This window comes from Paenibacillus agilis, from assembly GCF_007786455.1.
In the GTDB taxonomy this organism is placed as follows: Bacteria; Bacillota; Bacilli; order Paenibacillales; family Paenibacillaceae; genus Paenibacillus_B; species Paenibacillus_B agilis.
Genome location: NZ_VNJK01000001.1, coordinates 869,476 through 892,707, shown reverse-complemented (window position 1 = coordinate 892,707; position 23,232 = coordinate 869,476). Strand labels below are relative to the sequence as shown.

The window sequence follows — 23,232 nt, the reverse complement described above, 5'->3', positions numbered from 1 at the left end:
TGTTTAGCGCCCTCCTGCCAACCAGTTAAGCAGTTCAGCCTGTACATGTGCTTTACTTCGTGCAGTTTCACTAGCCTGTACTACAGTCTCCCAGCCATCCCTAGCCTTTAGTGCTTCAATTTCCAGGGCTCTAAGTTCTCCTTCCACTTCTGCTAGGCGGCTGCGCTGCTCTTGACTTACGTTATAGCGGAAAGCATCGCGGGTTAAATCGTTGCTAAAAGGATACTTTACTCCCTTCCATGTGATTGTCTTACCGTCGGGACTAAGACCGTCCATAATAGCCTGAGCTTCCACGATCTTAATTTCAGTTTCTAACTTGGACTTTTCTTTTAATAGGTCGCCCTTATTTCCATACGCTGCTTCCCGTGCCAGCCCCTTAGCTAGAATGTCGTCTATACTAGCGTCCAAACTGTAAGCCGTTTGGTCCAAGCTTTGCGGGCTTAACATCTTATGAAATTCTGCGGGCAGTTGGCGCGTTGCCTGCAATCTACCTAGCATTGCTTCGGCTGCTGCTTTCATTGCTTCGGCTCCGTATGTCTCCTGTAAAGTAGCTAGCGTTTGCTGTACCTTTGTTTGATTCTCCGTCATATATTACTACCTCCTAATGGTGTTATACGTTCGAATGATAAGAAATTCACCGGCTGCAGGGCGGCCCTGTTCGTCAAAGGACCAAATTAACTGAATTGTTGTTGACTTGCAAGCTGGGCAGCTTACCTGGCTAGCGGTACATTCTGGGTTCAGCCAGGTAAACCCCATAACGGTTAAATTCTCGTCTAACTCAATTGGTTGCCCGCAGTTATTACAGCAAGTAGTCTTCACTGGTTTAATACCTTTGGTAGCGTAGTTTTAATGTTCCATGACTCCGTAGTAGTCCCGTATTTCTCGTTATACTCACGCAAAGTCATTTTATGAACTCTCAAATGTGCACGTAAATCTACCAGGTGCTTTTTACCGCATTCTTTGCATACTAAGGACTTCACTTGATGCCCTCCATTCTATACAGCAGTACGGGCTTCTTCAATCTTGGCCATAGCCGCTTCCCGTACCTCTGCAGGTATGTTGTTTTGTTCCGCTATCGTATCCACGATTTGCGGTATATCAAGCAGTACACGTTCACCTGTAGCTGTTTGTACCAGGGCAGCGAAGGATTCCATCGCATACTGCCTCTGTTGATCCGCCTCAATCTTGCTACGGTCTAATACATCAGGACCGGGTGCCGCACTCTGCAGGGGTATTAGTTCAATACTAGCCTGGTGGGACCAATCCCCAGGATTCAAGCCCCCAATCGTCTGTACATCAATCAGCGCTACTTGTACTGTTCGCTTAATTTCAGATTCACTCGCAGACAATCGCGTAAGGCTTCCTGGGTTGCAAAAGATAACACCGTCTCCCCTACGATAAACCCCATAGCCTGTATGATCGTGTCCCGTTAATACCATATTTGCAGAAGTTTTTACTTCTTGTACAAGCGTGAAACGGTCGAAGGGTGGTGTATGATCCAGCAGCATTCCATGCGCTACATGTATTCGATACGGGTTATGTCCTGGTGTAATTAAATTTTCTGGACTATACCCGTAGCCGTCTACGTCAATCTTCCCACTGTAAGGCGTAAAAGTAATTACTACCTCATCCTGACGACCAAAGTATATAGGCTGTGCTGGGTCATTGATTACATGCAACTTTGGTACGATCCGCTCCAGAAGCCGTAACGACGTATTTGCGTATGCCTGGATGTTGTATCCGGGTATATCGTGATTACCTGCTGTGGTATAGATCGGTATCGGGCATTCATTCATTACGTCAGCAAACTCATTTAACACGCTGTTAGCTACGTCTGGTAAGTCGAAAAAGTCACCGGATAGAATCACAGCTTCGGCCTTTTTTTGCTCCCCTAAGTAGAATAATTCCTTCAACTTAGCAATGAGTGCAGCCTTATAGTCGTCCTTACGGTTTCGGGGATTCGTTCCCCTAGCGTGCGGGTCACCTCCAAGGAGGAAACGCATAGATTAGCCCCCTTAACACCCTGAAGGTTCTGCTGATTCTTTTCTTTTCTGTACTTCTACTACGCCAGTATCTTGGTCTAGTGTGTAATTATGCTTGCGTTCAGATTCAGTAATACCTAATTCATCGTATACACGTTCCCATAATCTTTTACGTTCAGCTTCAAAAGTTACTAGGGCTGCCTCCGCTTCTTCTTCCCATTCAGCAGCTTTAAGATCAAATTCAGCTTCTGTAATCTCTTTCAAGACAAGCGCCCGTGTTGTATCTATTACTTTTTGTTCCAGGTCTATAGCCGCTAATAACTCATTAGTCACATGAGTAACAAAATCAACACGTAGTGTCGGGCTTACTGTTCCGATGGTTTCCTGTGTTACAGTGCCTTCAATTGCCTTTTTCACTTTGCATACGATACACATTTATATAACTTCCTCTCTTTAGTAAATTAATAGACTAGATAGCCGTTACTTTCGATACTCCAGCGCTTGTTTGCGTTACCCGTAGGCTTTTATCTCCCACGGCTGCCAGGTGTTCGTTGTGCGTAATGAGTATAATTTGACGTCCCAACTGTTCGCTGTATTGCTTCAAAAAATAAGCGACGTTAGGTGCATATTCAGCGCTTACGTGCTTCCCTACCTCGTCCATAAGCAAAGGCCCATCTATTTGTTCCAATTCAGCCAAGGCCAACCGAAGGGCTAGGGTTACAACATCAACAGCACCGCCACCGCGTCCATAATCAGGGCCTACCATTTGACGCATTACCCCTTCGCTATACAGCCAGTATTCAGCTACTGGCTGCAGCCCCTTTACATCAAGCACAATATGAAAGCTGTAACCCCTTTCCGGGAAAACGATCTGCAGCGCCTGGGTTACAATCTGTTCTACCCGGCCCTTTACTTGCTGCCGGGCGAACTCGCTAGACTTCTGCAGTAAAATCTGTACCTGGTCATTCACACCTAGCTGCTTAGATGCTTCCAGGCTTCTTAATTGGGCTTCGTCACGCTCCTGCAGCAGTAAATCCCTTTGCCCTATCCGGGCTGCAAGTTTTTCGCGTGCAGCCCGAAGGTCAGCCTTGACGGTATTAAGCTGAATCATTTAGTGCCACCTTTCCGAAGCCCCTGACGTACTTTCAGGGCTTCGATTTCTCCGCTGCAGTTACTCTTGCTGCCACAGCGTGGGCATTCCTCTCCAGCCTTTCCCTTAAACAAGTTTCCGCAAGTGCGCATTAAACATTTCCTAATCATACTGACACCTCCTATACCGCAGGTATCAGCGTTTCGACTTTATCTAAACTAGCTGCTATTTGCGCTTCCAATTTAGCTATTTCGTCGGCTATCGTTTCCGGGGTTACGCCTAGTTCCAACATTTTTACAGTGGCTTCTTCCTTTTGCTGTTCAGCCGCCTGCAGCTGCGTTTCTGCTACTGTTTGCGCTCTCTTCGCGTGTTCAATACGGGCTCTAGCTTGTTCAATACGGGCTTTAACGTCCATGGTTATAAATCCCCTTTACACGGTTTTAAGTTTTCAATGTGCATGTGTGCCGGCAGGCTGTTCGCATAATGGGCACAAGCCCCCAGCTTCCTGCCAAGCTACATTTAGTTCTTTATCAGCCTGCGCTATTTCGTCGGCTGCTCTTACCAGGTCGGCGTTTGCCCGTGCCCTGGTTTGGTCTTTTACGCTATAAGTTGAACTTATTTCATTGAGCGGTTGCAGTCTGTCATAGGCCATTTCTACAACGGTTAGTAACTCTGCTGCTGTATTAACCCCTACAAGATACTGCACATTTTCAGCGGCAGCTGTGCGTTGGTGAGTAATCCCCTGGAATACTTCCCACATTCCCGCCAGTACACTCTGCTTTTCTAGCAGCTTTTCTGCTTGCCGCAACAAAACTGCCGCCGGTTCTAGACCTTCGGAATTTCCTATAATTCCCTTTGATGTCTTTACGATTTGATCTAACCTGTGGTACTCTAGTCCTATTAAATGAATAGAGGCGCGCTGATCTGTTGCTATCTCTACATGCTGTAGAAGCCAAGCAGCAGATTCCAGACCGTCATACTCTTTAATCTGTTGGGTGAGGTCCTCTACTGTGGCGGTAGCTCTTCCCAACTGACTGTAAAGGTCCAGTAGCGTATCATAGCGCTGCTGGGCTTTTTCTATTGCCTTTAAATCTTCTTCCAAACCTGGCAGCTCTGCTAGCTTGTCCAGTGTTTCTGCTGCTTGTTGCAGCTGGTTTGTGGCTCTATCAAGGTTTAGACGAAGCGTTAGTATATCAGTTTTCTTTCCTAGGTCACTTTCGATCTGCTCTACAAGCCATTCAGCAGCGTCTATTTGCCCTCTTACGTCTGCTAGGTCCTGATAGTCTAGCAACTGCAATACCTTACGTTCATACTCTTTGTCAGCGGCGGCCTTCTCTGTACGTGCTGCATATGTATCCTTCGCTACTGACTTTAACGCCTGGTCTATTGCTTCGGTGCCGGCTAACTTTCCCAGTACTTTAGCTCCTGCGCTGCCTGGTTGACTAATAATGAAAGGTGGGTCCAGCTGATAAGCAAAATTCAAGTCATATTCCAGTTCTGGCTTACCTTGTGCGTCCCGACCGTATACGGTACTACCGATCCCCAGGGCTTCTTTTACAGCTGCAGGTACTTCGGCTTTCTCGAATGGTTCAGTAAAACCTGTTAGCCAATACTTCGTCTTGCCTTTACGTCGTGTCTTCTTAATTTCAGTGCCGTTGTCCAAAGTTACTTTTATCCCGGCTTCTTCGGCTTGCTGTAGTACTTCTCCGGCGGCGTTCTTTACAGTGTGTAAAAATTCTTCCCCACTAGGCTCACCTTTCGCTAGCCAGCGGAACGCCCTAAGTGTTCCCGATGTCTTTCCACCATCTGACGGCCCCGTTATAACAGTAAGGCCCGGTGCTAATTCGTATTTTGTATCTACGTGAGATTCGAAGCCCCATATTTCTACGGCTGTTATCTTAGGCATGGATTTAACCCGCCTTTCTGATAGATTTCCTGTACTACTTGACGGCTGTTAGCGTGAGCTTTAAAGCTCTGCACAGCCTCGCGTACTTCTTTGCCTTTCATAAGCCTGCTTGCATAAAGCATACTTTGTTTGCCGCTGGGCTGTTCTAAAATCCCTATAGTTGTTTGATCCACTTTGTTCACCTCCTTTCAAAGGCTATAAAGCTTTTCAATCATCAGGCGCTGGCTCTGGTGCTTTTTCCAGAATGAACTCGTCAAAATTCAATCCATTTTCTTTACAGTAATCGCGAATCTTACCCATGAATACCACGCCGGCTTTAGTTTCAGGCTTGTTTAGCAGCCTATGTAAGTGTGGCGCTGGTACACCTAACCTACGTGCCGCTTCGCGATAGCCTTCTGAATTTTTGCGTATCTTTTCTGTGTTCTTTAGTAAGTCGGCTATCAACTGCCGAAGGCGGTCCTTATTAAGTTCCATACTTAAATGTCCTTTCCCAGCACCTCATTGTTACCTGTATGTAACAGTGCCGTGACTAAAAGTTAGCACACATCGTTACACGCAGTCAACACTTTCCGACAAAATTTTTATTCTGTTGCTTACAGGTAACATTTTCTGTTGCTTGTAGGTAACACTATGTGTATAATCGTTATCAGAATGTAACAACTAAAGGGAGTGGCCAAGACGTGGCAGGATTCGATAAAGTAAGGTTTGCGGAACTACTTAAATTAGCAATGGGCAATAGATCATTGAATAAGTATGCAGAAGCCTCTGGCGTATCTAACGCGCATGTATCTAGGCTGCAGCGTGGTCTACTAGAAAAGGCTCCAGAAGCTGAAACGATTAAGAAACTAGCGGAAGCAGCACACAATGAAGTGACTTACGCTATGCTAATGGAAGCCGCTGGACATTTTACAGAAGGCAGCCTACAACAGCGCCTGGTTGCTCTCAAACAATTACAACAAGAAATGCTTGACGCAGATAAATTACTGATAACTAATAAAGCTGCTGTAGCTACAGCAGAACGAGATCGCAATGAGGCCGAAGCAGAACTTGAAGCCTTACTGACACTGGAAGCTGCAGGGGCTGAACACGTAAGCACGTTTTTACGTGTACCTGTGCTTGGAAGTGTAGCAGCTGGTTTACCTATAACAGCCCAGGAGGACGTACTACATCACGAAGTAATCCCTAATCCGGGTTGTAGAGAAGGTGAATTATTCTTCCTTATCGTAAAAGGTGACAGTATGATAGGTTCCCGCATTTATGAAGGGGACAAGGTGCTTGTAAAGGTACAGCCAGACGTTGAGGACGGACAAATAGCAGTTGTTAACGTGGACGGTGAATCTGCAACATTAAAGCGTGTTAAACGCATGAACGGAAAGGTATTACTTCTTGCAGACAATCCGAAGTACGAGCCTATTATTGTTAACTCAGAAAAAGCGCGCGTATGCGGAAAAGTAATCCAGGTTGTATTCGATCCAAATAAACGCTTTTAAAGTATCAGGACAGTAGAAGTAATTCCTACTGTCCTTTTTGCTTCCGGAAGAATTAGACAAAAATAAAAAGGCCCATATCCCCCTGGCCTTTTATCTCTCATTTAGCTAACTGATACCCCTATATACTCTTCCAAGCTAACAGGCTGCCGCTTTCTTTGGAACATGGTATGGCCTATTTGCTTTTCTAATTCGACATAAGTTCTATAAAGTTCTTGGTTCTTTTCTGCTCCATGCTTTAAATCGTTAATACTTCCCATAATACAAAACACACAGCTTAAACGTTCGTTCTTCTCATAGGCCCAGAAAGGTTCCTGCCCTGCTGTACGGATTACCTGAAATACCTCATTGGTTGCTAGATCAAATATAGGCATCCAATCATATACCTGGCGCCCCGCCTTGCTTTCCCTAACGTTTAGCTTTAGGGGTTCCTTTTTGGCTCTAGCTGTGGATTCTGTAGCACGGATACCGATACAATTCACTGCAAGATAACTGCCCCTTGCTTTTAAATCATGTCTTATAAATTTCATAATAGGGTCGCGCTTTAGATCACTGGTACATTGCCTGCAACTGCTAGAAGGCCATTTACCGCGTTCGCTAACCATTCCCAAGAGCGTTTTTTGTTGTCCATCCTTTTTTACAGCCTGTACAACATTCATAGGGTGCTGGGTATTCTCTACTATGTGTTGCTGTACACCCGGCCATTCTACAGCGCCAAGATCAGCATGTACCACTACGATTTGTGCATGCGGTATTACCTTCACTAACATCGCATACATGGCCTGGCTATCTTTCCCCCCTGAATGACTTACATAGAACACAGCCCCCTGGTTAATTAACTCAAAAATTTTGTCAGGTATCCGCATTGTTGTAACCCCTTACGCAAAAACGGCTTTTCTACAATACCGGCACTTTTTACAGTCAACCGCGTCTGGGCTCTGGTCACTTATGCTATCCGGATCAATTGTTCCAGCTAATGCGCAACCTGTATTGTTCTTACGGCCTGGTTCATATAAATGCAGCTGCGGACGGCCAACATATCGAACCGTTTGTACCAGGCGTTGTGGTTCAGCCTCAGTAGCTTCTGTTACTACCTCTGCAGGGGTTGCGTTGCTAACCATGTACCCCTGGGCAGATGCAACTGATTCAGGATTCAACACGCCCAATATTTCCAATGCTCTACTAGCTCTTTCTGGATACTTTTCAACGTACACCTTGTGCATCTCTTCCAGCAATTCGCGGTGGCCGGCTTTATCTCCTAACGCCTTAACTTGCGCCCCCAGCAAATGCTTAAATGCTACGGATATCTTTGTACTGTAAACGTCCAACTTTACGCCTTGCGTGATCTGTACACCTCTAGCCATGGGTATAACCTCCGCACTATTGTTTGTATGTAATATTACTTATAGGTAACAGTATAGGCGAAGGAAGTAAAGAAGTAAATACTTTTGATAGAAACAGAAATATATAAGAATCCCGAATTTTAAGGTAGGGGTACAACCATGGTACGAAGTATTCCAGGGGTTGAAAAGTAAAAGAGTACCCCCAGAAGAAAAAGGAATACTCTTATATATTATTAACTACTATATAAATACTATATATAATATATAAAATAAATATTATTAATAAATATATAATAATAGTATATATAGTTCTTTTAATTACTTAACAAGTTACCAAACTATTACAAATGCAGAGATAACTCTTTAAACTCCGCAGCTGTACAACGTACGTACACGCTGTAAGTCTGCCCCTGGGCTTCCAAAGCTATTACGGCTGTAGATGTGTCTTTACGGCGTCCACCCATGGCGGCACCAGCAATCGTACCGATACCTGGGGCTAATACCGTACCTACAATGGCCCCAGCTGCAGCCTTACCTCCGCTACGCTTCCCTGATTCTTGCCAATCGATTTCTAACAGCTTTACTTCTGTCCCATTGATCCAGGTTGCGCCCGTCTGTCCGTGCTTGGCTAGCTTAATTTCGTCCCCTTTTACGCCAGGCATACCACCTATGTATTCCAACTTTATTTCCTTTATGTGCGCGGAATCCTTCGCGTTCTGGACATCCTTCTTAACCTGTGCCTTTACCTTATCCCAGAAGCTCATGCTTATACCCTCCCTAGCTAATTGCTTGTATGTATCTAGTTTATGGCAGTGCGCAACAACCATCAATAGAAGAAGTAAAAATAGTAAGAAGTTTTTACCTTTGATTTTTTCCGTACGGTACCCTACTTTTAAAGTAAACACCCTGCTATAAAAGGCGTCTACAGCTGTAGGACATAAGGGGAGAAAGGTGGAGATTTGACGAAATTCCTGCAGCAATATAATATGTTAAGGTTGGTGCGTTACCTTTGGTTAACGGGAACGATAAGAAAAACTTAGAAATATTTGAACAAGAATTAGCGAAAGCACTGTCTAAAATCCATAAGAACATTATGGGTCGTGGGCCTATTTATACAGAAGTGCGAATAGTCGGAAACTCAGTGTTTACCCGATTTGAAACAGACTTGATCGGGTCGGAGAAAATGCTATACGGTTACCTCCAGGAAAACCAATACACTTATCGTTACTACGATTATTTACGCGAACAAGTAACACCTACTATTAATCGCATGTTTGTTAAAATGAATAAACTGCTACAGGTTGCCGGCATGGAATTCCGTGTAGATGAGCATTACACTTTTATGCTTATCACACTGAACAATGATCTAAGGCAGCTGGTAGAGATAGGCGCAGTGCAAACGCCACCAAAAATTGAAGATACAGCAACTTAACCATATAGCTTACTACAGTAATGTAACGTAATTAACGTACGGTATGGGCTGTAAAACGTAAGCAGTGACAACTTAAGTGACGAACGATGAGGGTCAGCAGTAGTTTTTACTACGCTGGTTTTTGTTGTATCGAGTACTACTCTAAACTTCCAGGGGGAACTTAAGTGGCACACATCGTAGAAAGTATGGAGATACTTACAAGCGCAAAAACGAAACTGGTTCAAGCAGAACAGCTGCTAGCACTTAACATCAAGTTTTTACAACAATTGCAGCTACATGTGGCCGAAGATATTGGAATTGTAGAAAGTGAATTAAAAAGAGCGCAACAGGCACTAGGTCCTGCAGATTTCGCGGGATAATTTTTTGCTTTTTTCTCTACGGGGGCGTAGAATATAAACCGTAGTAAACCTATTAAGGTTTACTTTTACCTGCCTAGGATACGGAAACCGTGCTCATATAGTGCGCGGGGATCAAGGCCCATACTATTCGCAAGCTTGAACGCATTTTTAAGTGATAATGTGCGTTCGTTCGTTTCCCATTGGGAAATTTGGCGAAAGTCAAAGCCCGTTTCATCTGCGCACTTTTGTTGTGTCCAGCCTTTTTCGGTTCTCCGTTCGAAGAGCAGGCAGCGGCCTAATTCTTTATCCATGCTGCGCCCCCGTATACGTATTAAATTCGTTGTTAATTCTATCACATCGCGCGAAGATAAGAACAACAAAAGAGCCACAGGGAACTACTCCTGTGGCTCTCCATCTTCATCATCTTCTCCGTTAACATCTTCTAGGATCAATAATTCATGTATGCCACACTCTAAGTAAGTGCACATCTTGGTAAGTAAATTACGCGGATATCTTTCCATTGTATCATTGTAAAGCTTCTGCACCGATTCCAGACGATACGGAAGTTCACTTGCCACATCTCTTACCGACTTTTTCGGCCCAAATTTAGCCTCGATTAGGAGCTTTGCATTTGATCGAATTCTAGCCATGTAACCGCCTCCTAGGAAAAATATAAACCGACCCGTTAAAAGTGTCAAATAACTATTGACCCGCTAAACGGGTCATGATATATTAAAGAGGTGGATGACCCGTTTAGCGGGTCAGAAACAGATTGGGGGTGAATGGGTTGGACAAGTGGATAGGGTTTATTACCGCACTTACTAACTTAACAATTGCTCTTATCAACGCTTGGCTCATTAAGCAAAAACTTAAAGAGTTAAAAACGAAAGACGCCGACCGTAGCAGCGGTCAGCGTCCTGAGTAAAACAACCTAGGAGTTGGGGCGCGTAAGCGGCCCCTTCTCTACCCCGATTATAATATAATCCGAAAGGAACGATCAATATGACAATTGCTACAATAGCGATTACGTGTATTGCGCTAGGTGTAACCGTTTGGAATATTGTAAACCGTAAAAAACTTAAATAGGGGTGTCTAGTATGCGGATAGAGGTGTTAAGGTCGTCGTGTTCATTCTGCAACAAACCCTTTTTTGAAAAAGAAAGCGGCGAACTACTCAATTGCCTGCACTGCCATTTAAGCACCAAGTACTGCCGACATGAAGGCGTAGCAGCGGTATATGAATTAAAGATTGATCCTGTAAGTGGTGTACTCAGTCTTGTTAAAATATAGATATAAGTTAAAGCCTTCACATGTTAAACTTTGGGTAACAAAACAGGGAGGTACTCTATGGACAATTTTGATAGGACGCTGGAGTTAATTATGACTACCTTGCCAGAAAACAAAGGCATCCAGGAGCAGCTGGAAAAACTCGAAATGAAAAGCCAATTTAGAGCCCCAGAAATGGAGGGCTTGAACTGGTTTGAACTAGCGCATAGCTTGAAGATGCTGCAGGTGGAAGAGCTTGCGCTCGTACTTGCCACTCAAGCGGACGCAATACATTTCACCAAAGAGGAAAAGAAGGAAATCGAAGTCGGTCTATTAAAAAATCGTACTATGCATTATAAAATTATAGGTTCTAGCAAGACCAGCGATCAAGATAAAACAAAATCAAAAGAATACCTTACACACTGTAAAAGTGCGATTATGAAAGTTACTGATGACCCCCAATTTATACATCATATTTTTGAAGGAAACGAAGAACAGTAAGACAAAAACAGCCCCCAACGTGTAGAGCCTGGGGGCTGTTTTCTTATGCCTAATTAATTTAAAGGAAGGAAGTAAAAACAACCCTCGTACCTTGGCCGATGCTTTCCCTAACTATACTTTAGCCTTGGTATTCATGTCCAGATGTTTCTTATCCTTGTCCCACGCAACAGTAGCGCCCAGGGCTTCCCCCATATCGCGTGCCGGTACGTAAGCCTTGCCGTTAATTAGTAGAGCCTCTTTAATAGTATTGCCGTTTCCTGTAGCAGTGATTTTCTCCATTTTGGCTACCTCTCCTTTCAACTCTTGATATAGTGTGCTCCAGGGGAATTTCGGTCCTGGGCATGAGGCTTTACGAATAGGGTCAATTTGAAAATGACCAATGACATGATAACTATCCAGCAGCAGCTGTCTACCCCATATGCGTTTTACTTCCTTCTGGATATGTTTATGTAGCCATATCGACGCTTTAAATTGCGCATCTGTTAGCTGCCCGTCTGTGCCTTCATGCTCGATGGATATACAGTATGAATTCGGGTTAATACCGGCATTATCTCGTACAATTTTTGCAGGCGCTTTATGTGTAGCACTGACTGTTAAGCCCTGCGTCCAGGCTGCTAATTTTATATCTAGGTATTGGTGTATACGGCCATCTTTAGCAATCCCAAAATGTGCAGATGATACGCGATTTCCAGGGCTTCTAAACCAGTTATCCATGCTGCTCATAGTTCCAGCAGAAATATGATTGACAATGCAAGTTGGTACATGATTTTTACGGCTGCTATAGTTTGTATGCTTATTGCCCATTTGAATGATCTGCATTACTACCACCGCCTTTCGATGTCTGTTTCACCAGTTGATGCCCGTATACAGCTAAGGCTCCACACAGAATGCCCTGGATAATTGCAGCTGTAGTAAAGCCTAGTAATCCTACCGCCAGTACTACAGCGACGGCTGTCACAATGTAGATTATCGACCAGTTTGGCACGTTAGGCGTCCGTTTAAGCGCAAAGCCTAATGCCCAGCAAGCCAGGACAACTATGATTAGTGTAGGGTCAATGTAATTAGCAACTGCCCCCCATGTAAAATTGACAATTGTAGCGTGATCCATAATTAACCCTCCCTTTCCTCCAGGCGATCAATGCGCTTGTGCGCCGATTTCGCCATCTCTTCAACTCGTATTACGTGACCAGATAAATCCGCCAATTGTTTTGCTTGATATTTCTGATCAACGCGGATTTCATCTACACCGCGTTTGATATATTCCATATCTGTCTGTAGTACTGCTTTAGCGCCTAGCCTGCTTCCAGCTCTTCCAGACCAACCTAACCAGATAGCGCTTATGACGCCAACAGAACCCACGCCACTAAAGAAAATTGACCAATCCAATGTACTCACCCCCATAGAAAAAGCGCCACCTATACGGTAGCGCCTAGAATCTGCTGCATTTCTGCAGCCGTTATAACTTTAAACTTTACATACAGCTGCAGTTGTCCGCTGGTAGCCCATCCACAATCATAATAATACTTGATGCGTTCGTATTCATTGTTAAACAACTTTACCAGCCCCTTCTAGATTTAATAATCGTAATTCTAGTGATACAAGCGTCGCACCTTGCGCAGTGTTCTGGGCTTTCAGCTCCATTACTTCCAGTTCCCGCGCTACTAACTGCTGCCCCAGCGTTTCTACAGGGTTAGGTTGTGGCTTAGGCTTTAATGCGTCTATTTCAGCTTGTGTAAGACCATTACGCCAGTACTTTGCGCCGTCTACAGTAGTAGGTGGTTGGGGCTCTTGTGCGGTGCCCTTTGGATTATAGACGGCTAAGGCTTCCAAGTACACGGAATACGCTGCAGTATAGGCAGCGGCGGCAGCACGATACCCTGCAACGTCGAAAATCGGTTCGTAGAGTCCGTCAGGCATGGGTAAGGCTACCGTATAACCTGTTACGACCGTCTGGGGCTCCGCTGGTGGTGTTGTGCCTTCTGGGACAGTTACTTGTTCAACGATATCAAAAACGCCTGCCACGGTGTCCATGACAAGCGTTGGTTCGATGTATTTACCTTGTAGGTCGGTTATAAATGCTTCTTTCATGGCGATCCTCCTTATTTTATCTTGTAGGGAAAACGACATTTTCAAGATTGACCTCACCATTTTGATCGTAAACAGTGACATCGCCATTAGTCTCTACCCCTACTGTACAAGATACATTAACACTTCCAGTATACGCACGAACTACAAACAAACTGTTCTCGTGTGGCAGAAACTCTTTCGGCAACCTGAAAGCAACTTTTGATAAAGAACCCCCCTTTAACCTACCTCGAAAGTACACGACGCCTTTTACTTTTGTATAACTAGCGGTATAGGTCTCATTAAATTGTTGCCACCCGTTTATTAACGTTGGCTTTATCCATGTTAATACTTCGGCAGCGTCGGCCTTCTGTATCTCCACCACAGACAAGCGGCGCTCAACGTCCCCAACATGCTCAACCAATTCCGCCACTGTACCGCGCATATTTGCCGCTGCTTTGACATGGAAGGATGCTGCGAGTGTTGGCGTAAGCATTGTGTAGGTTGTATAGTAGGTTGCCGTAGGATCATATTCGTCCGCATCCGTGTAGGCGCGTTGGTTGCCGTGCGCAAGTGTGTTATCAATCGTCCAAACAGTGTCAAGGTGTGCGCCGCGATAAATCGAAATGAATGATTTCAATTTGTGACGCAAAGGACTCCTATCTATACGGTTTATCTGCTTGCCATAACCCTCATCCCCGTAAAGGGGTGCCTTCTCACGAATCACAATGCCACTGCCGACTTCGACCACATTGGCGCCCGTTGTTAGCATCGCGCCCGTTTCGTACTTTTCGACGGGAACGACGGATGGTTTCGCTTTGAGGTATTGAAGGCGGTACGGCGTCCAGTCGGTAGCCTGCACGGTGGGCAGCTCCGCTGTAGCATTCTGCCAGTCGCGTCCATTACCTCCTTTCCGACGAACCCACCATTTAGTACCTGTACCGTTGTAAAGATTATTTGCTGGAACATCGGGGCTGTTCCCCGCCGTGCCGCTGTACATTGTCCAACCAAGGAAATACGCCTTGATTTCCTCCTCTGTTGGCGTGTATTTGTCACCCCAACCGCTGTCAACGTTGGAAATGGAAATAATTATATTTCCGTTAATGTAGAGCTGCGAAAGGTCACCTTTAGTCCACATAACACCCCCACCTATATTGGGTAGCATAGTGCCGTCAAATTTTGATACTAATTGACTATAATGCACTCCATTATCAATTGGCGAATAAACCCGTTTAAAGCCAGTGTAAGTGAGAGTTTCCCCTGTCCATTGCATTTGGCTAAGGTCCTTAACCTTTTCCCACTTTTCGAGAACGTACGGAAGTCCGTCATCCCCCGTATAAAGTGCGTCAGCATCAGCGCCCGTTACAGGATTGGCTGCAAGCTCAGTCTCGACCGCCCACATGCTACGTTTCTGCGGTTGGAACGGTTTTGGTTCGGAGCCTACGGTAAGCATAGGGTTTTTAAAAGTGAAGGTACCCTCAAACCCCTCGGCATTTGAAAAATTGACATCAATTACTGCATTGTTTTTAGTGTTAAATGTAACTTTTTTGTCAGATGTCGTATTTGGTACAAGTGATTCCTTAGATGTTACACCATACACACTAATACGCCCATCATGCTCAACTGAAAGTGTATAGTCAGTGTTGGGCTGCACTTGTATGCCAGCTATCGAGTACCATTGTAATTTCGTAGTTGTTGTGATCTTAACCTCGTAGTCGTTTTTTAGTTCTACCTTTACCCCACTAGACACCCCGCTATACAGCGGAGGTAACATGTTCCCTCCTGTTACGATTGCGTATGGGTTGGTGACGTTGGTCATGCCGTCTACGTACGGATATTTTGCGGCAACCTTGTCAGAAGTCATAGCCTCTATAGCGGCATATTCAGCTTGTGATAATTCATATAGGCGAAGGGCATCTATATTTCCGTATTGGCCTTTTGCCCCTGTTACTTGAAACACTAAGCGGCTTAGAGTACTATCCGCAGCTATTTTTTCTGTATCTATTAATGTCCAAACGGTTGTAAACCTATCTGTTATTACGGAAGTACCCCGCGTTGATTCGTACGCCTTCCAGTCAGAAAAGAGAAGTTCTACTTTGACAGCATTCCCGTTTTTCACATCAGCAAGCGCTATAAACTTTTTATTCGCTCCACGTTTAAAGATAGTAGTATCTAGGTCATAGACCGTATTCACGTATGGGTGCCCGTCTCCGACTGTCGATTTAATAGAGGCAATTCCATTTACTTTGGTAGTCGTATCGGTGCTATGTGTCCCTTGCGCTGACGAAAATTTACTTGCATCCTCACAATTCCCGGTGCGCCCTAGTAAATTAACCAATGTGCGTCCCATTACATTATCGACAGTGACAGGTGTATCAATCTCTGATTCTATAACTTGTACACCTGGCGTAAATGCTAACGTTCGCGTTTCGTTTACCTCCAGCATTCTATGAGCGTCCCCAACACCTTTTTCTAAATTGTTAAGAGGCAGCGCAGCTACTGGTGTCCCTTGCTGGATAATGGTGCCTGTACTGCTATCAACAATGTGATCTTTCCATTCTGTCCGTGTATACGCCACCTAGTTCACACCTTCCGTAATGTATATTTGAAAACAACAAGCAACCCATTTACCTCTGGCTTTTCAATCGAATCAGGCTGATCATCGAAAACGTCGCCGTCCTGGTCTATTAGCTGAAATCTTGTTATTGCCTGGGCCCCTGTACCCGTCCCTGTAGCCGTTAGATATAGGTAAAAGGTAACTAGGTCACCAACCTGCTCTACTTTAAAAATAGGTGTGGTGTACGCGGTATTACCTACAAAGTAACGGCCTTCTTTGATAAAGCTTTGTAACCAGGCTTTCATTTTGTTATGACCTGCAGGCGTGAGCATGGGATTGCACCTCCTTATCTATATCAAGATTTTGGCCAAGTACCGCAGATTAAGGGTCCACAAAAGGGCACAGCATTTAAAACGCTGTAGGATTCCGTGGACAGTTCTACAACCGTTCCATATGTGAAAACTGCGCGATATTCCATGCCTAGATGTGCATGCATAATATTTTCGATTTGCTCGTAAAAACTTTGATCGGTGATAAAGGACTTTTCGAAATTAAAAGTCACTATGCCCGCATCTATGTTAACTGTTACTTTCACAGGCTGCTGCGTATATGCTTCTGCGATGCTTTCCAATCTTGACGCTCTTAATGGTGCTTTACTACGAATCTTTGCCTGGATCTTTTTACGTCTAGTTTCATAATCGTTCACAACGTCTACAGGCAAGCCTGTGCGTACTTCCCAATATTTTAGCCCCCAGGTTGCAGTAGCTGCCCGCAGCTGTAACGATAAATCGTCGTTACCGTTACTCACTCTGCCCAGCTCGTCGGCATTCGCTTGCTGTAATCCAGTGTATACCCGGCTATTCTCGTAATAAGTAGGAGCACTTTCAATCATCCGTACAGCGCGTTCGGTCATCTGATTATCACGTCCCCAGTAACGGGCGTTTGTGTTGGGCCTACAGGTATATCCAACGTACCACCGTTTAGTGTCAGCTCACTGTAGTTCACTACACCTTTTGTAGACAACAGTTTGGCGCCTATTTGGTTGTAGGCTACTGGGTAAGGTTTTCCTGTGCTATCGTTTACGAATACCAGGCTTGTAAGGTATGCAGAAAACGTGACCATGAAGGCTGCCCGCACTTGATCCACAGTAAAACCGTTATCCAGTACCAACTTTACCGATATGTTTATCTGCAGTCCTTGTGCTGTCTCTACGGTGACCTTGGCGCCGCAGGGTGCTTTACCTTCGCCTAGGCCTGTGCTGCCAGGGTCTATATACTCCTGCAGCTTATTTACTACTGTAGTAGACGCTGGGCGGTAATCTGTGCCCACAATAACGATTTTAACCGTGTTATTCCCATTCCACCTGGGAATACATTTCGCCTTGCCTACACCCTGAAAGTCTACAGACCACCGTACATAGTCGTTTTTATTGCCCCCAGTGTCTTCGTTTGAAACCCACAAAAGGTACCGCTGCCAGGCATCGGCGTCACTCTCCTGGTCACGTCCTATTATGGTGGGACCAATGTCCGTAATGCTGCGTATACCTGGTATCGGAGGTAACAGTATAAATTGCGTCCCCACTGGAACGTTTGTTATCGCGCCAGCTGTTCTACAAGTCAGGCTTACGGCATGTATTCCAGCTGCCGCAAAGGTTGTAGTGGTATCTACAGCAAATTCCAGGGGGTTCCCGTTATCGTCCAGGACTACAACGCTGGCTGTGTGATCTGCAGGTATAATTACGCCAGCGTCGGCAGTAATACTAATCTGGCGTTTGTTAGGTGTAGCTGCGTGCCGTTTAAGTCCAATCTCCTCCAAATGTGCGTCCATGTATTCGCCTTCCGCGAATTGTGGAAAAGCGTTGCGTAGAATTGTGTCCTGGCTTATCTGCAGCTGCTGGACTTCTAACGGTACAGGTGCAACAACATCATAAATAAAGTCGCCAGGTTCCTTGCGCCATTCTGCTAACCTTGCATGATCCAGCATACGCTGCTGGATTATATATTCTTCTTCCTCAAAGTGCCGTAGTTTTTCAACCATTCGCTACTGTCACCTCCGCGATTTCCGATGTACCAAAAACGTGATGAATAGTTGCATTACCATAATAGGCCCATTCGCCCTTATCATCTTGCCGCTGTTCTATTTCAATGTCCGTAACATCATTTATCCAAGGATCATAAACTAGCGCGTCCAATATATTCCGCTTAAGTTCGCTTATTTTCGCTGAATTGGGCATGTCCATCACAAGCGTGTGGACTGCATCGTTACCGTACTTATGATCCAATTCAGGCTCTTCAAGATTGGCATAAATTAAAAAAAGCCCCCTAATCGTTTGGGTGGCCTTCATTACAATCTGTTCTACTGCCTCTGCGCCGGTGGCAGTAACTATTCTCCCCTGTAAATCTACTAAGAAGTCCCCTGTATCCCAATCGAAGACTGGTGTCTTTAAGTCATCCATGCCCCCACCTCTTTAATACTTGTTCAATATCATGTACTTAAGCCTATCCCCATCTACTACAGGGGCTATGCCTACGCGATCCCCAGCCTTTAGCTGGCGCACGTCCGTAAAATCTGCAGGGATTAAGAGCCTATCCACGTTGTAGGTTATAGCCATACCGTCAGGCTGTAGACTGTTAGCACTTTTCATAGTGGCCATAACTTTACCACTAGTCACTTTAGCCAACACAGCCCATCTGCCGCTGTCCATTGTTACAAGGGGATAGACCAGCAGCCTATCGCCTACACGCAAGGGATACACGTCTACAGGAGTTTCGAAAAGATCAAGGTCTAGGGCTATGTTAGTACCCGACATGATTAGCGTTACTTCGTCGGGTTCAGTTGTCTTTACTTCTGCAATTCGTAAAGCTAATCCGTCGGCAGGGTTGCCGCCTAACCCTGCTAGGAGTTTAAGTAGCTGCAGCGTTTTATCTGTCTGTACCAAGCCGTCACCCCTTACATGTACTTATCTATTACTTTCTGCATTTCAGGACTATACGTACCAGGGCTGCCATTGCCATCCTTGTCCTTGTCTTTCTTATTTTTATCTTTCTTACCTTGTTTATTTTTCGTCTTCTTTTGTTCTTGCTTATCGTCAAATTGTATCTGCGGTACATCTGGCGCGTTTTGTAGCGCAAAAGCTAACTGAATCGTTTTGCTGTCTACAATTGTCTGGGATACGCTACGGATGTGATAAGCCCCGAATACTTGAGTCATTTCTTCCTCAACATAAATTACGTCACCACTATAAAACTGAGGCATAGCTAAGTTAAGGTTCATGCCCTCCATATTTATAGTAGTCTTTACTTTCTTTTTTTCCACCAGTAAAGCAGCGGCATCCCGTTCCATGGTTGCCGCTTTATCCTTGTCTACTTCTTCTACGTGTGTCCTGACACCGTAGTCCAGGGCCAGCTGCTTGTCCGCTTTAGCTACTTTTTTACCTGTTTCTCTATTTATTAGATGCACCACATTAAAATGTTCTTCCAAACTTTCATCGAATTTGGCGCTTGTCATATTAACGCCGCGTTGGAAGGCCCATAGGTCCCGCGGTACGACACGTTCATAAATTTCAGCGCCAAATTCCCGGCCTTCTTCTGGGTTGAAACGTAGCCAATATTTTTTACTCGTTGTTTTGTAAGTACGGGCCAGCACGTCTATTATGACTTTATCCCCTTCTGCCTTTTGATAAAGCTTAGGGGCTAGGACGGATTTGGTATCCGCAAGAATACCTGCCTTGATACCCACGGTGCTTAATACCTGTGCTGCAATCTGTTTAGCGGTTTGGTTTTTGCAGTAATAGTCATATGGGTTTTTCTTGAGAAAGTACAAGGGGTCATATGCCTTGTACGTTATGACACCGTTAGCATCCCAGCCGGTCACTTCCAAAAACCCGTAAAACCAACGCTTTCCGCCCAGGTAAAGCTGGACCGCATTTCCTAAATAGTTTGTAAGGCCATCGGCTGCCTGTAGCTGAAATTCCAGTGTTCGACATACGCTGTCTATTTCGTCGTTTATCTTTGGGGGCCCTGACAGTAACGGCGCCACATCTTGCTTATTTACAATTAGCTGCAGCGTCATATTTTTAACACCTGCCCGGCTTTAAGCTTGCTGGGGTTGGGTCCTATCACTTTTTTGTTTGGTTCATACAACTTCGTACGCCACGGTGTTATTCCCAGCCTTTTAGCAATCCCCGTTAGCGTGTCACCTGATTTAACTGTGTACGTCTTACCTTTAGGTTTATTCTTTTTCGGCACAGCGCTTCGACTCTCAGGCGATTTACTTTTACTGACACGCGTAGCTTTTGTAGATATCTTTTTAGGGGCTAGCGTCTTAAGTTCCCGAAAAGCAACGTCGTAAAAAATATCCCCCATAGCATTAGGGGGCTTCCATGTGAAAGTTTTAAGGTAAACCGTTTTATTTAGCCCAGCCCAAGGCCATATCAGCTGTAAAGGGGTACCTGCATCTTTCCAGCCAGAAAAGCGATTCCTATATATTTCAGGGGCCTTAAGACCGGCTGCTGTCACATCACAAATATGCGGATCGTGTTTGCCTGGGAAAAAGCTGCTCCAGCCTATTTGGTCCAAGTCCACCCCTGCTGGGATATCTACCGTACCTACATCAAGAATAGTAACTGTAGTAGCTTGCTTTTCACCGTCCGTAAATGCTGCGCTGTCATCTATCGGACGAACAGGAAGGCCTAGAGGCTTTCCTGTCGTCTTGTCAATAATGATTATGGTCTTTTCTTTCCTATCCTTGACTATGCCCACTACAGCAACGCCTCCATTTCTCCGCTGCTTAAGATACCGGCCGCTTCTTTTGCGCGGCGGTGGAAGATGTTTATAAACTTTTCGTACAATTCTTCCGCATCGTCGCCCGGCGCTGCGTGTATTTCAACTTTATCTACTAGTTTTGCGATGTTGTACACAGGTGCCGCGCTTTTACTAGTAGGCTGTGAGGCTCCCCGGACACTATCAAAGCGCCGTGTCTCCTGCGCAGTTGTTTGCGGCACGAATGAGCGCTGCTGCTCTCGATTGATAGGTGCGAATCCTGTCATAGATTGCGCTGCAGCTTGACGGAAGCCCATAGCTGTATCATATTGCCGTGCTTGTGCTGCCGTTAATACAGCTTCGCCTCGGTGTAGGGTTGCCGTGTACCCGTCAAATGGCACCTTATTAAGACCTGTAGCGTGGCTGCCATCCGTACCGAAAACTGCATCTGACATGCCCCCGACTACATCCTTGGCGCCATTCCATAGGCTGCCGGCCTTATCGCTTATCCATTCGAATTTCTCAGTGAGCCACGCAAATTGCTCTTTGAACCAGTCAATTACTGCGGTCCAGGCTTCCTGCACTCTGGTAGCAACTCCGCTAATAGCTTCGCTTATACCGTCCCATACATTTGTGACAACAGTTTTTACTTCTTCGAATCTCGCGCCTATCCAGTCAGCTACGGGTGCGATAATGTTATCTTGTACAAAGGTCCAGGCTGTCGAAGCCGCCTCTTTAATCCTAGTCCATATGCCGGCTAGAATAGCTACGAAGCTGTCCCATTTTGTCATAATAAAGTCTACTGCATCTTGCACGGCTGCTACGATCCAGTCCCAGGTAGCGGTGGCAGCGTCTGCGATCCATTGCCATACGGATAAGGCACTTTCCTTTATGATATTCCAGATATTCAACAGGAAAGCCTTAACCTTGTCCCAGTTATTTACTAGCAAAATGATAGCTCCGATTAGGAGCCCAATCCCTGTAATGATTAGTCCAATAGGGTTCATGTTCATGACAGCATTAAATGCTAGCTGCGTTTTAGTCCAGATAAGCGTTGCACCTCTGACAAGTAACGTCCACATGTGTACTAGTTTTAGATAGCCATAATAACTTCCCCAGGCTAAAGCAAGACCAAGTACAAACGGCTTGATAGTTGACCAGTTTTCGGTGAACCAGGTCGCTACATCAACTACCCATACGCCTACCTCGACAAGGATGTCCTTAAGCGCTGGAAGGCCGGTATTAACCAGCCAATCTATAACATCGTTGATTACAGGCTGCGCAGCTGCGTAGAATTCATTCCACATATCCGACATCCGCTGGCCTATCGTTGTTATAGTTGTAACAGCCTTACCGCCGGCTTGTGCGGCAATTTCGTCAAAGAGGGATCGTACCCAAGCTATAACATTTTGCACGCTGGTTATTAGCCCCTGAAAAGCTCCTACAATGATATTTCCAGCAAAGACAAATGCCTGCCATAGTAGCCCGGCCCAGTACTGAATGTTTTGCATCCATTGTTGTAATTGACCGCTTTCCTTAAGCCGGTTAGCCCAGTTTAGTACATCCTGTAAGCCTACTTTTAACTTATCAAACAGGGGCTTCCCTAATTCGCGGCCCATAGTTCCGATAAAGTCACTAGCGTTAGACAACATCCCTTTAAACGTTTTACTCTGCATGGCCATACCACCGGCATAGCGTTCCTCCATTAAGGAGAACAAGGCCGCATTAAATGCCTTTTGGTCCGTAATCTGGCCCGTGTTATTTATAAACTTAGCGCCCATTTTTGCGCCCTGGGCTTCGATCATCTTTTTTGTAATACCAAATTCTTTTAAGCGCTCCAGTTCGCCTGTCTGAGCATCTGCAATAGCTTCGACGGCTTGATCTAAAGACTTACCCATGACAGAAGCCATATCCCCGGTAATCGCTAGTACTTTCTTTGCTTCCATCCCGTACGCTGATAGTTTTGTAGTTGCTTCGACTACCTGGGGAATTTCAAATGGAGTTTGTGCCGCAAAATCAGCAGCCCATTTTAATGTATCAGCAGCCTTTTGCTGGTCCTTAAGGATGACTGACAATGTATTCTGATACGTCTCCATATCGGCATTCCCTTGCACCAACCAGCTATATCCTTGCTGTACTGCCGCGGCACCGGCTACAGCTGCAATAGCGCCCTGCAGACTTACTAGCTGCCCCCTTGCGCTATTGGCTGCATCGCCCATTTCCCGCATTTGGGCTTCTTGCTTTTTCGCAGCAGCGACGAAACGGCCCATTTCGTCCCGAAGCCTACCATTCGCGTCTCTGTACGTTTTTGTGCCCTCTTCCGCTCGTTTCATGCTGTCCCGAATAAAGCGTAAGGGTCCGCTAAATGCGTCGGTTAGGGCAAGTCGCGCCCCCATGACAAATTCTCTGGCCATGTTACCCCCCTCCGTTACGTTTTGCGTCTATTTGCATTAGGGCCGCCTGGTAGCAAAATTCACGTTCCAGCGGCTCTAAGTTGTAAATGTCGC

The 23,232-nt window shown here is 45.4% G+C and carries 33 protein-coding genes; 5 read left to right on the top strand and 28 right to left on the bottom strand.

The features are described from left to right. Positions 1-3 precede the first annotated feature (3 nt). The 9 genes from FPZ44_RS03775 to FPZ44_RS03735 all read right to left on the bottom strand — a co-directional run bounded on the left by FPZ44_RS03775 (position 4) and on the right by FPZ44_RS03735 (position 5,452). A complete protein-coding gene (locus FPZ44_RS03775; RefSeq protein ID WP_144987540.1) occupies positions 4-588 on the bottom strand; it encodes a hypothetical protein in 585 nt (194 codons plus the stop codon). Positions 589-815: 227 nt separating this feature from the next. After that, positions 816-980, bottom strand: coding sequence for a MucR family transcriptional regulator (locus tag FPZ44_RS27065; RefSeq protein ID WP_144987539.1), 165 nt, complete (start codon positions 978-980; stop codon positions 816-818). 15 nt (positions 981-995) lie between these two features. Beyond that, a complete protein-coding gene (locus FPZ44_RS03765) occupies positions 996-2,003 on the bottom strand; it encodes a metallophosphoesterase family protein (RefSeq protein WP_144987537.1) in 1,008 nt (335 codons plus the stop codon). 12 nt (positions 2,004-2,015) lie between these two features. Then, positions 2,016-2,417 (bottom strand): hypothetical protein, encoded by a 402-nt coding sequence (locus tag FPZ44_RS03760; RefSeq protein ID WP_144987535.1) that lies wholly within the window; start codon positions 2,415-2,417, stop codon positions 2,016-2,018. Positions 2,418-2,451: 34 nt separating this feature from the next. After that, positions 2,452-3,093 carry a P-loop NTPase family protein gene (locus FPZ44_RS03755; protein WP_144987533.1) on the bottom strand — a complete coding sequence of 214 codons (642 nt, stop codon included), beginning with the start codon at positions 3,091-3,093 and terminating at the stop codon, positions 2,452-2,454. 160 nt (positions 3,094-3,253) lie between these two features. After that, positions 3,254-3,487: a hypothetical protein gene (locus tag FPZ44_RS03750; RefSeq protein ID WP_144987530.1), complete on the bottom strand. Its 234-nt coding sequence runs from the start codon at positions 3,485-3,487 to the stop codon at positions 3,254-3,256. A 33-nt stretch (positions 3,488-3,520) separates the two neighbouring features. Then, a complete protein-coding gene (locus tag FPZ44_RS03745) occupies positions 3,521-4,978 on the bottom strand; it encodes an AAA family ATPase (RefSeq protein ID WP_144987528.1) in 1,458 nt (485 codons plus the stop codon). After that, the gene (locus FPZ44_RS03740) at positions 4,966-5,151 is read right to left on the bottom strand and encodes a hypothetical protein (protein ID WP_144987526.1); all 186 of its coding nucleotides are present in this window, start codon (positions 5,149-5,151) and stop codon (positions 4,966-4,968) included. The genes FPZ44_RS03745 and FPZ44_RS03740 overlap by 13 nt, the downstream gene beginning before the upstream one ends. A gap of 34 nt (positions 5,152-5,185) precedes the next feature. Next, positions 5,186-5,452 carry a hypothetical protein gene (locus tag FPZ44_RS03735; RefSeq protein ID WP_144987524.1) on the bottom strand — a complete coding sequence of 89 codons (267 nt, stop codon included), beginning with the start codon at positions 5,450-5,452 and terminating at the stop codon, positions 5,186-5,188. Between the two features lie 206 nt (positions 5,453-5,658). Here FPZ44_RS03735 and FPZ44_RS03730 point away from each other — a divergent pair, with 206 nt between their 5' ends. Then, positions 5,659-6,468 (top strand): S24 family peptidase, encoded by an 810-nt coding sequence (locus FPZ44_RS03730; RefSeq protein WP_144987522.1) that lies wholly within the window; start codon positions 5,659-5,661, stop codon positions 6,466-6,468. 101 nt (positions 6,469-6,569) lie between these two features. On the opposite strand, the gene FPZ44_RS03725 is transcribed toward FPZ44_RS03730, so the two are convergent. The 3 genes from FPZ44_RS03725 to FPZ44_RS03715 form a co-directional block, all read right to left on the bottom strand. Next, positions 6,570-7,331: a phosphoadenosine phosphosulfate reductase domain-containing protein gene (locus FPZ44_RS03725; protein WP_144987520.1), complete on the bottom strand. Its 762-nt coding sequence runs from the start codon at positions 7,329-7,331 to the stop codon at positions 6,570-6,572. Between the two features lie 12 nt (positions 7,332-7,343). After that, positions 7,344-7,829, bottom strand: coding sequence for a hypothetical protein (locus tag FPZ44_RS03720; RefSeq protein ID WP_144987518.1), 486 nt, complete (start codon positions 7,827-7,829; stop codon positions 7,344-7,346). A gap of 320 nt (positions 7,830-8,149) precedes the next feature. Further along, complete coding sequence (locus FPZ44_RS03715) at positions 8,150-8,572, bottom strand: hypothetical protein (protein ID WP_144987516.1); 423 nt, start codon at positions 8,570-8,572, stop codon at positions 8,150-8,152. Positions 8,573-8,817: 245 nt separating this feature from the next. Here FPZ44_RS03715 and FPZ44_RS03710 point away from each other — a divergent pair, with 245 nt between their 5' ends. After that, entirely contained in the window at positions 8,818-9,240 is a 423-nt protein-coding gene (locus tag FPZ44_RS03710) for a Na-translocating system protein MpsC family protein (RefSeq protein ID WP_144987514.1), read from the top strand. Between the two features lie 164 nt (positions 9,241-9,404). Continuing rightward, the gene (locus tag FPZ44_RS03705) at positions 9,405-9,599 is read left to right on the top strand and encodes a hypothetical protein (RefSeq protein ID WP_144987512.1); all 195 of its coding nucleotides are present in this window, start codon (positions 9,405-9,407) and stop codon (positions 9,597-9,599) included. Between the two features lie 65 nt (positions 9,600-9,664). Here FPZ44_RS03705 and FPZ44_RS03700 read toward each other — a convergent pair whose 3' ends face one another. Both FPZ44_RS03700 and FPZ44_RS03695 read right to left on the bottom strand, forming a co-directional pair. After that, entirely contained in the window at positions 9,665-9,967 is a 303-nt protein-coding gene (locus FPZ44_RS03700) for a helix-turn-helix domain-containing protein (RefSeq protein WP_144987510.1), read from the bottom strand. A 6-nt stretch (positions 9,968-9,973) separates the two neighbouring features. Beyond that, positions 9,974-10,228, bottom strand: coding sequence for a helix-turn-helix domain-containing protein (locus FPZ44_RS03695; RefSeq protein WP_144987508.1), 255 nt, complete (start codon positions 10,226-10,228; stop codon positions 9,974-9,976). A 137-nt stretch (positions 10,229-10,365) separates the two neighbouring features. Between FPZ44_RS03695 and FPZ44_RS26325 the strand changes: the two genes are divergently transcribed. After that, the gene (locus FPZ44_RS26325) at positions 10,366-10,503 is read left to right on the top strand and encodes a hypothetical protein (RefSeq protein WP_186785904.1); all 138 of its coding nucleotides are present in this window, start codon (positions 10,366-10,368) and stop codon (positions 10,501-10,503) included. A 421-nt stretch (positions 10,504-10,924) separates the two neighbouring features. Beyond that, positions 10,925-11,344, top strand: coding sequence for a hypothetical protein (locus tag FPZ44_RS03690; protein WP_144987506.1), 420 nt, complete (start codon positions 10,925-10,927; stop codon positions 11,342-11,344). Positions 11,345-11,455: 111 nt separating this feature from the next. Here the strand turns inward: FPZ44_RS03690 and FPZ44_RS03685 are convergent, their stop codons facing one another. From FPZ44_RS03685 to FPZ44_RS03620, 14 genes are read right to left on the bottom strand one after another with little or no spacing between them, the layout of a single operon-like run. Then, a complete protein-coding gene (locus FPZ44_RS03685) occupies positions 11,456-12,163 on the bottom strand; it encodes an N-acetylmuramoyl-L-alanine amidase (RefSeq protein ID WP_144987504.1) in 708 nt (235 codons plus the stop codon). Then, the gene (locus FPZ44_RS03680; protein WP_144987502.1) at positions 12,138-12,452 is read right to left on the bottom strand and encodes a phage holin family protein; all 315 of its coding nucleotides are present in this window, start codon (positions 12,450-12,452) and stop codon (positions 12,138-12,140) included. The genes FPZ44_RS03685 and FPZ44_RS03680 overlap by 26 nt, the downstream gene beginning before the upstream one ends. 2 nt (positions 12,453-12,454) lie before the next feature. Next, entirely contained in the window at positions 12,455-12,745 is a 291-nt protein-coding gene (locus FPZ44_RS03675) for a hypothetical protein (protein WP_144987500.1), read from the bottom strand. A gap of 14 nt (positions 12,746-12,759) precedes the next feature. Continuing rightward, entirely contained in the window at positions 12,760-12,897 is a 138-nt protein-coding gene (locus FPZ44_RS03670; RefSeq protein WP_144987498.1) for an XkdX family protein, read from the bottom strand. Continuing rightward, positions 12,890-13,432 carry a hypothetical protein gene (locus FPZ44_RS03665; protein WP_144987496.1) on the bottom strand — a complete coding sequence of 181 codons (543 nt, stop codon included), beginning with the start codon at positions 13,430-13,432 and terminating at the stop codon, positions 12,890-12,892. Before FPZ44_RS03665 ends, FPZ44_RS03670 begins: the two co-directional genes overlap by 8 nt. 16 nt (positions 13,433-13,448) lie before the next feature. After that, complete coding sequence (locus FPZ44_RS03660; RefSeq protein ID WP_144987494.1) at positions 13,449-15,986, bottom strand: hypothetical protein; 2,538 nt, start codon at positions 15,984-15,986, stop codon at positions 13,449-13,451. A gap of 5 nt (positions 15,987-15,991) precedes the next feature. Further along, positions 15,992-16,297: a hypothetical protein gene (locus FPZ44_RS03655; RefSeq protein WP_144987492.1), complete on the bottom strand. Its 306-nt coding sequence runs from the start codon at positions 16,295-16,297 to the stop codon at positions 15,992-15,994. Positions 16,298-16,320: 23 nt separating this feature from the next. After that, positions 16,321-16,878 (bottom strand): putative phage tail protein, encoded by a 558-nt coding sequence (locus FPZ44_RS03650; RefSeq protein ID WP_144987490.1) that lies wholly within the window; start codon positions 16,876-16,878, stop codon positions 16,321-16,323. Further along, positions 16,875-18,002 (bottom strand): baseplate J/gp47 family protein, encoded by a 1,128-nt coding sequence (locus FPZ44_RS03645; RefSeq protein WP_144987488.1) that lies wholly within the window; start codon positions 18,000-18,002, stop codon positions 16,875-16,877. Before FPZ44_RS03645 ends, FPZ44_RS03650 begins: the two co-directional genes overlap by 4 nt. Beyond that, positions 17,995-18,420, bottom strand: coding sequence for a DUF2634 domain-containing protein (locus tag FPZ44_RS03640; protein WP_144987486.1), 426 nt, complete (start codon positions 18,418-18,420; stop codon positions 17,995-17,997). The genes FPZ44_RS03645 and FPZ44_RS03640 overlap by 8 nt, the downstream gene beginning before the upstream one ends. A 12-nt stretch (positions 18,421-18,432) precedes the next feature. Continuing rightward, on the bottom strand, positions 18,433-18,903 hold the full coding sequence (locus tag FPZ44_RS03635) for a hypothetical protein (protein WP_144987484.1): 471 nt from the start codon (positions 18,901-18,903) through the stop codon (positions 18,433-18,435). Between the two features lie 11 nt (positions 18,904-18,914). Beyond that, complete coding sequence (locus FPZ44_RS03630; protein ID WP_144987482.1) at positions 18,915-20,036, bottom strand: XkdQ/YqbQ family protein; 1,122 nt, start codon at positions 20,034-20,036, stop codon at positions 18,915-18,917. Next, positions 20,033-20,725, bottom strand: a complete 693-nt coding sequence (locus FPZ44_RS03625) for a LysM peptidoglycan-binding domain-containing protein (protein ID WP_144987480.1) — start codon at positions 20,723-20,725, stop codon at positions 20,033-20,035. Before FPZ44_RS03625 ends, FPZ44_RS03630 begins: the two co-directional genes overlap by 4 nt. Beyond that, positions 20,725-23,139, bottom strand: coding sequence for a tape measure protein (locus FPZ44_RS03620; RefSeq protein WP_144987478.1), 2,415 nt, complete (start codon positions 23,137-23,139; stop codon positions 20,725-20,727). Before FPZ44_RS03620 ends, FPZ44_RS03625 begins: the two co-directional genes overlap by 1 nt. Positions 23,140-23,232 lie beyond the last annotated feature (93 nt).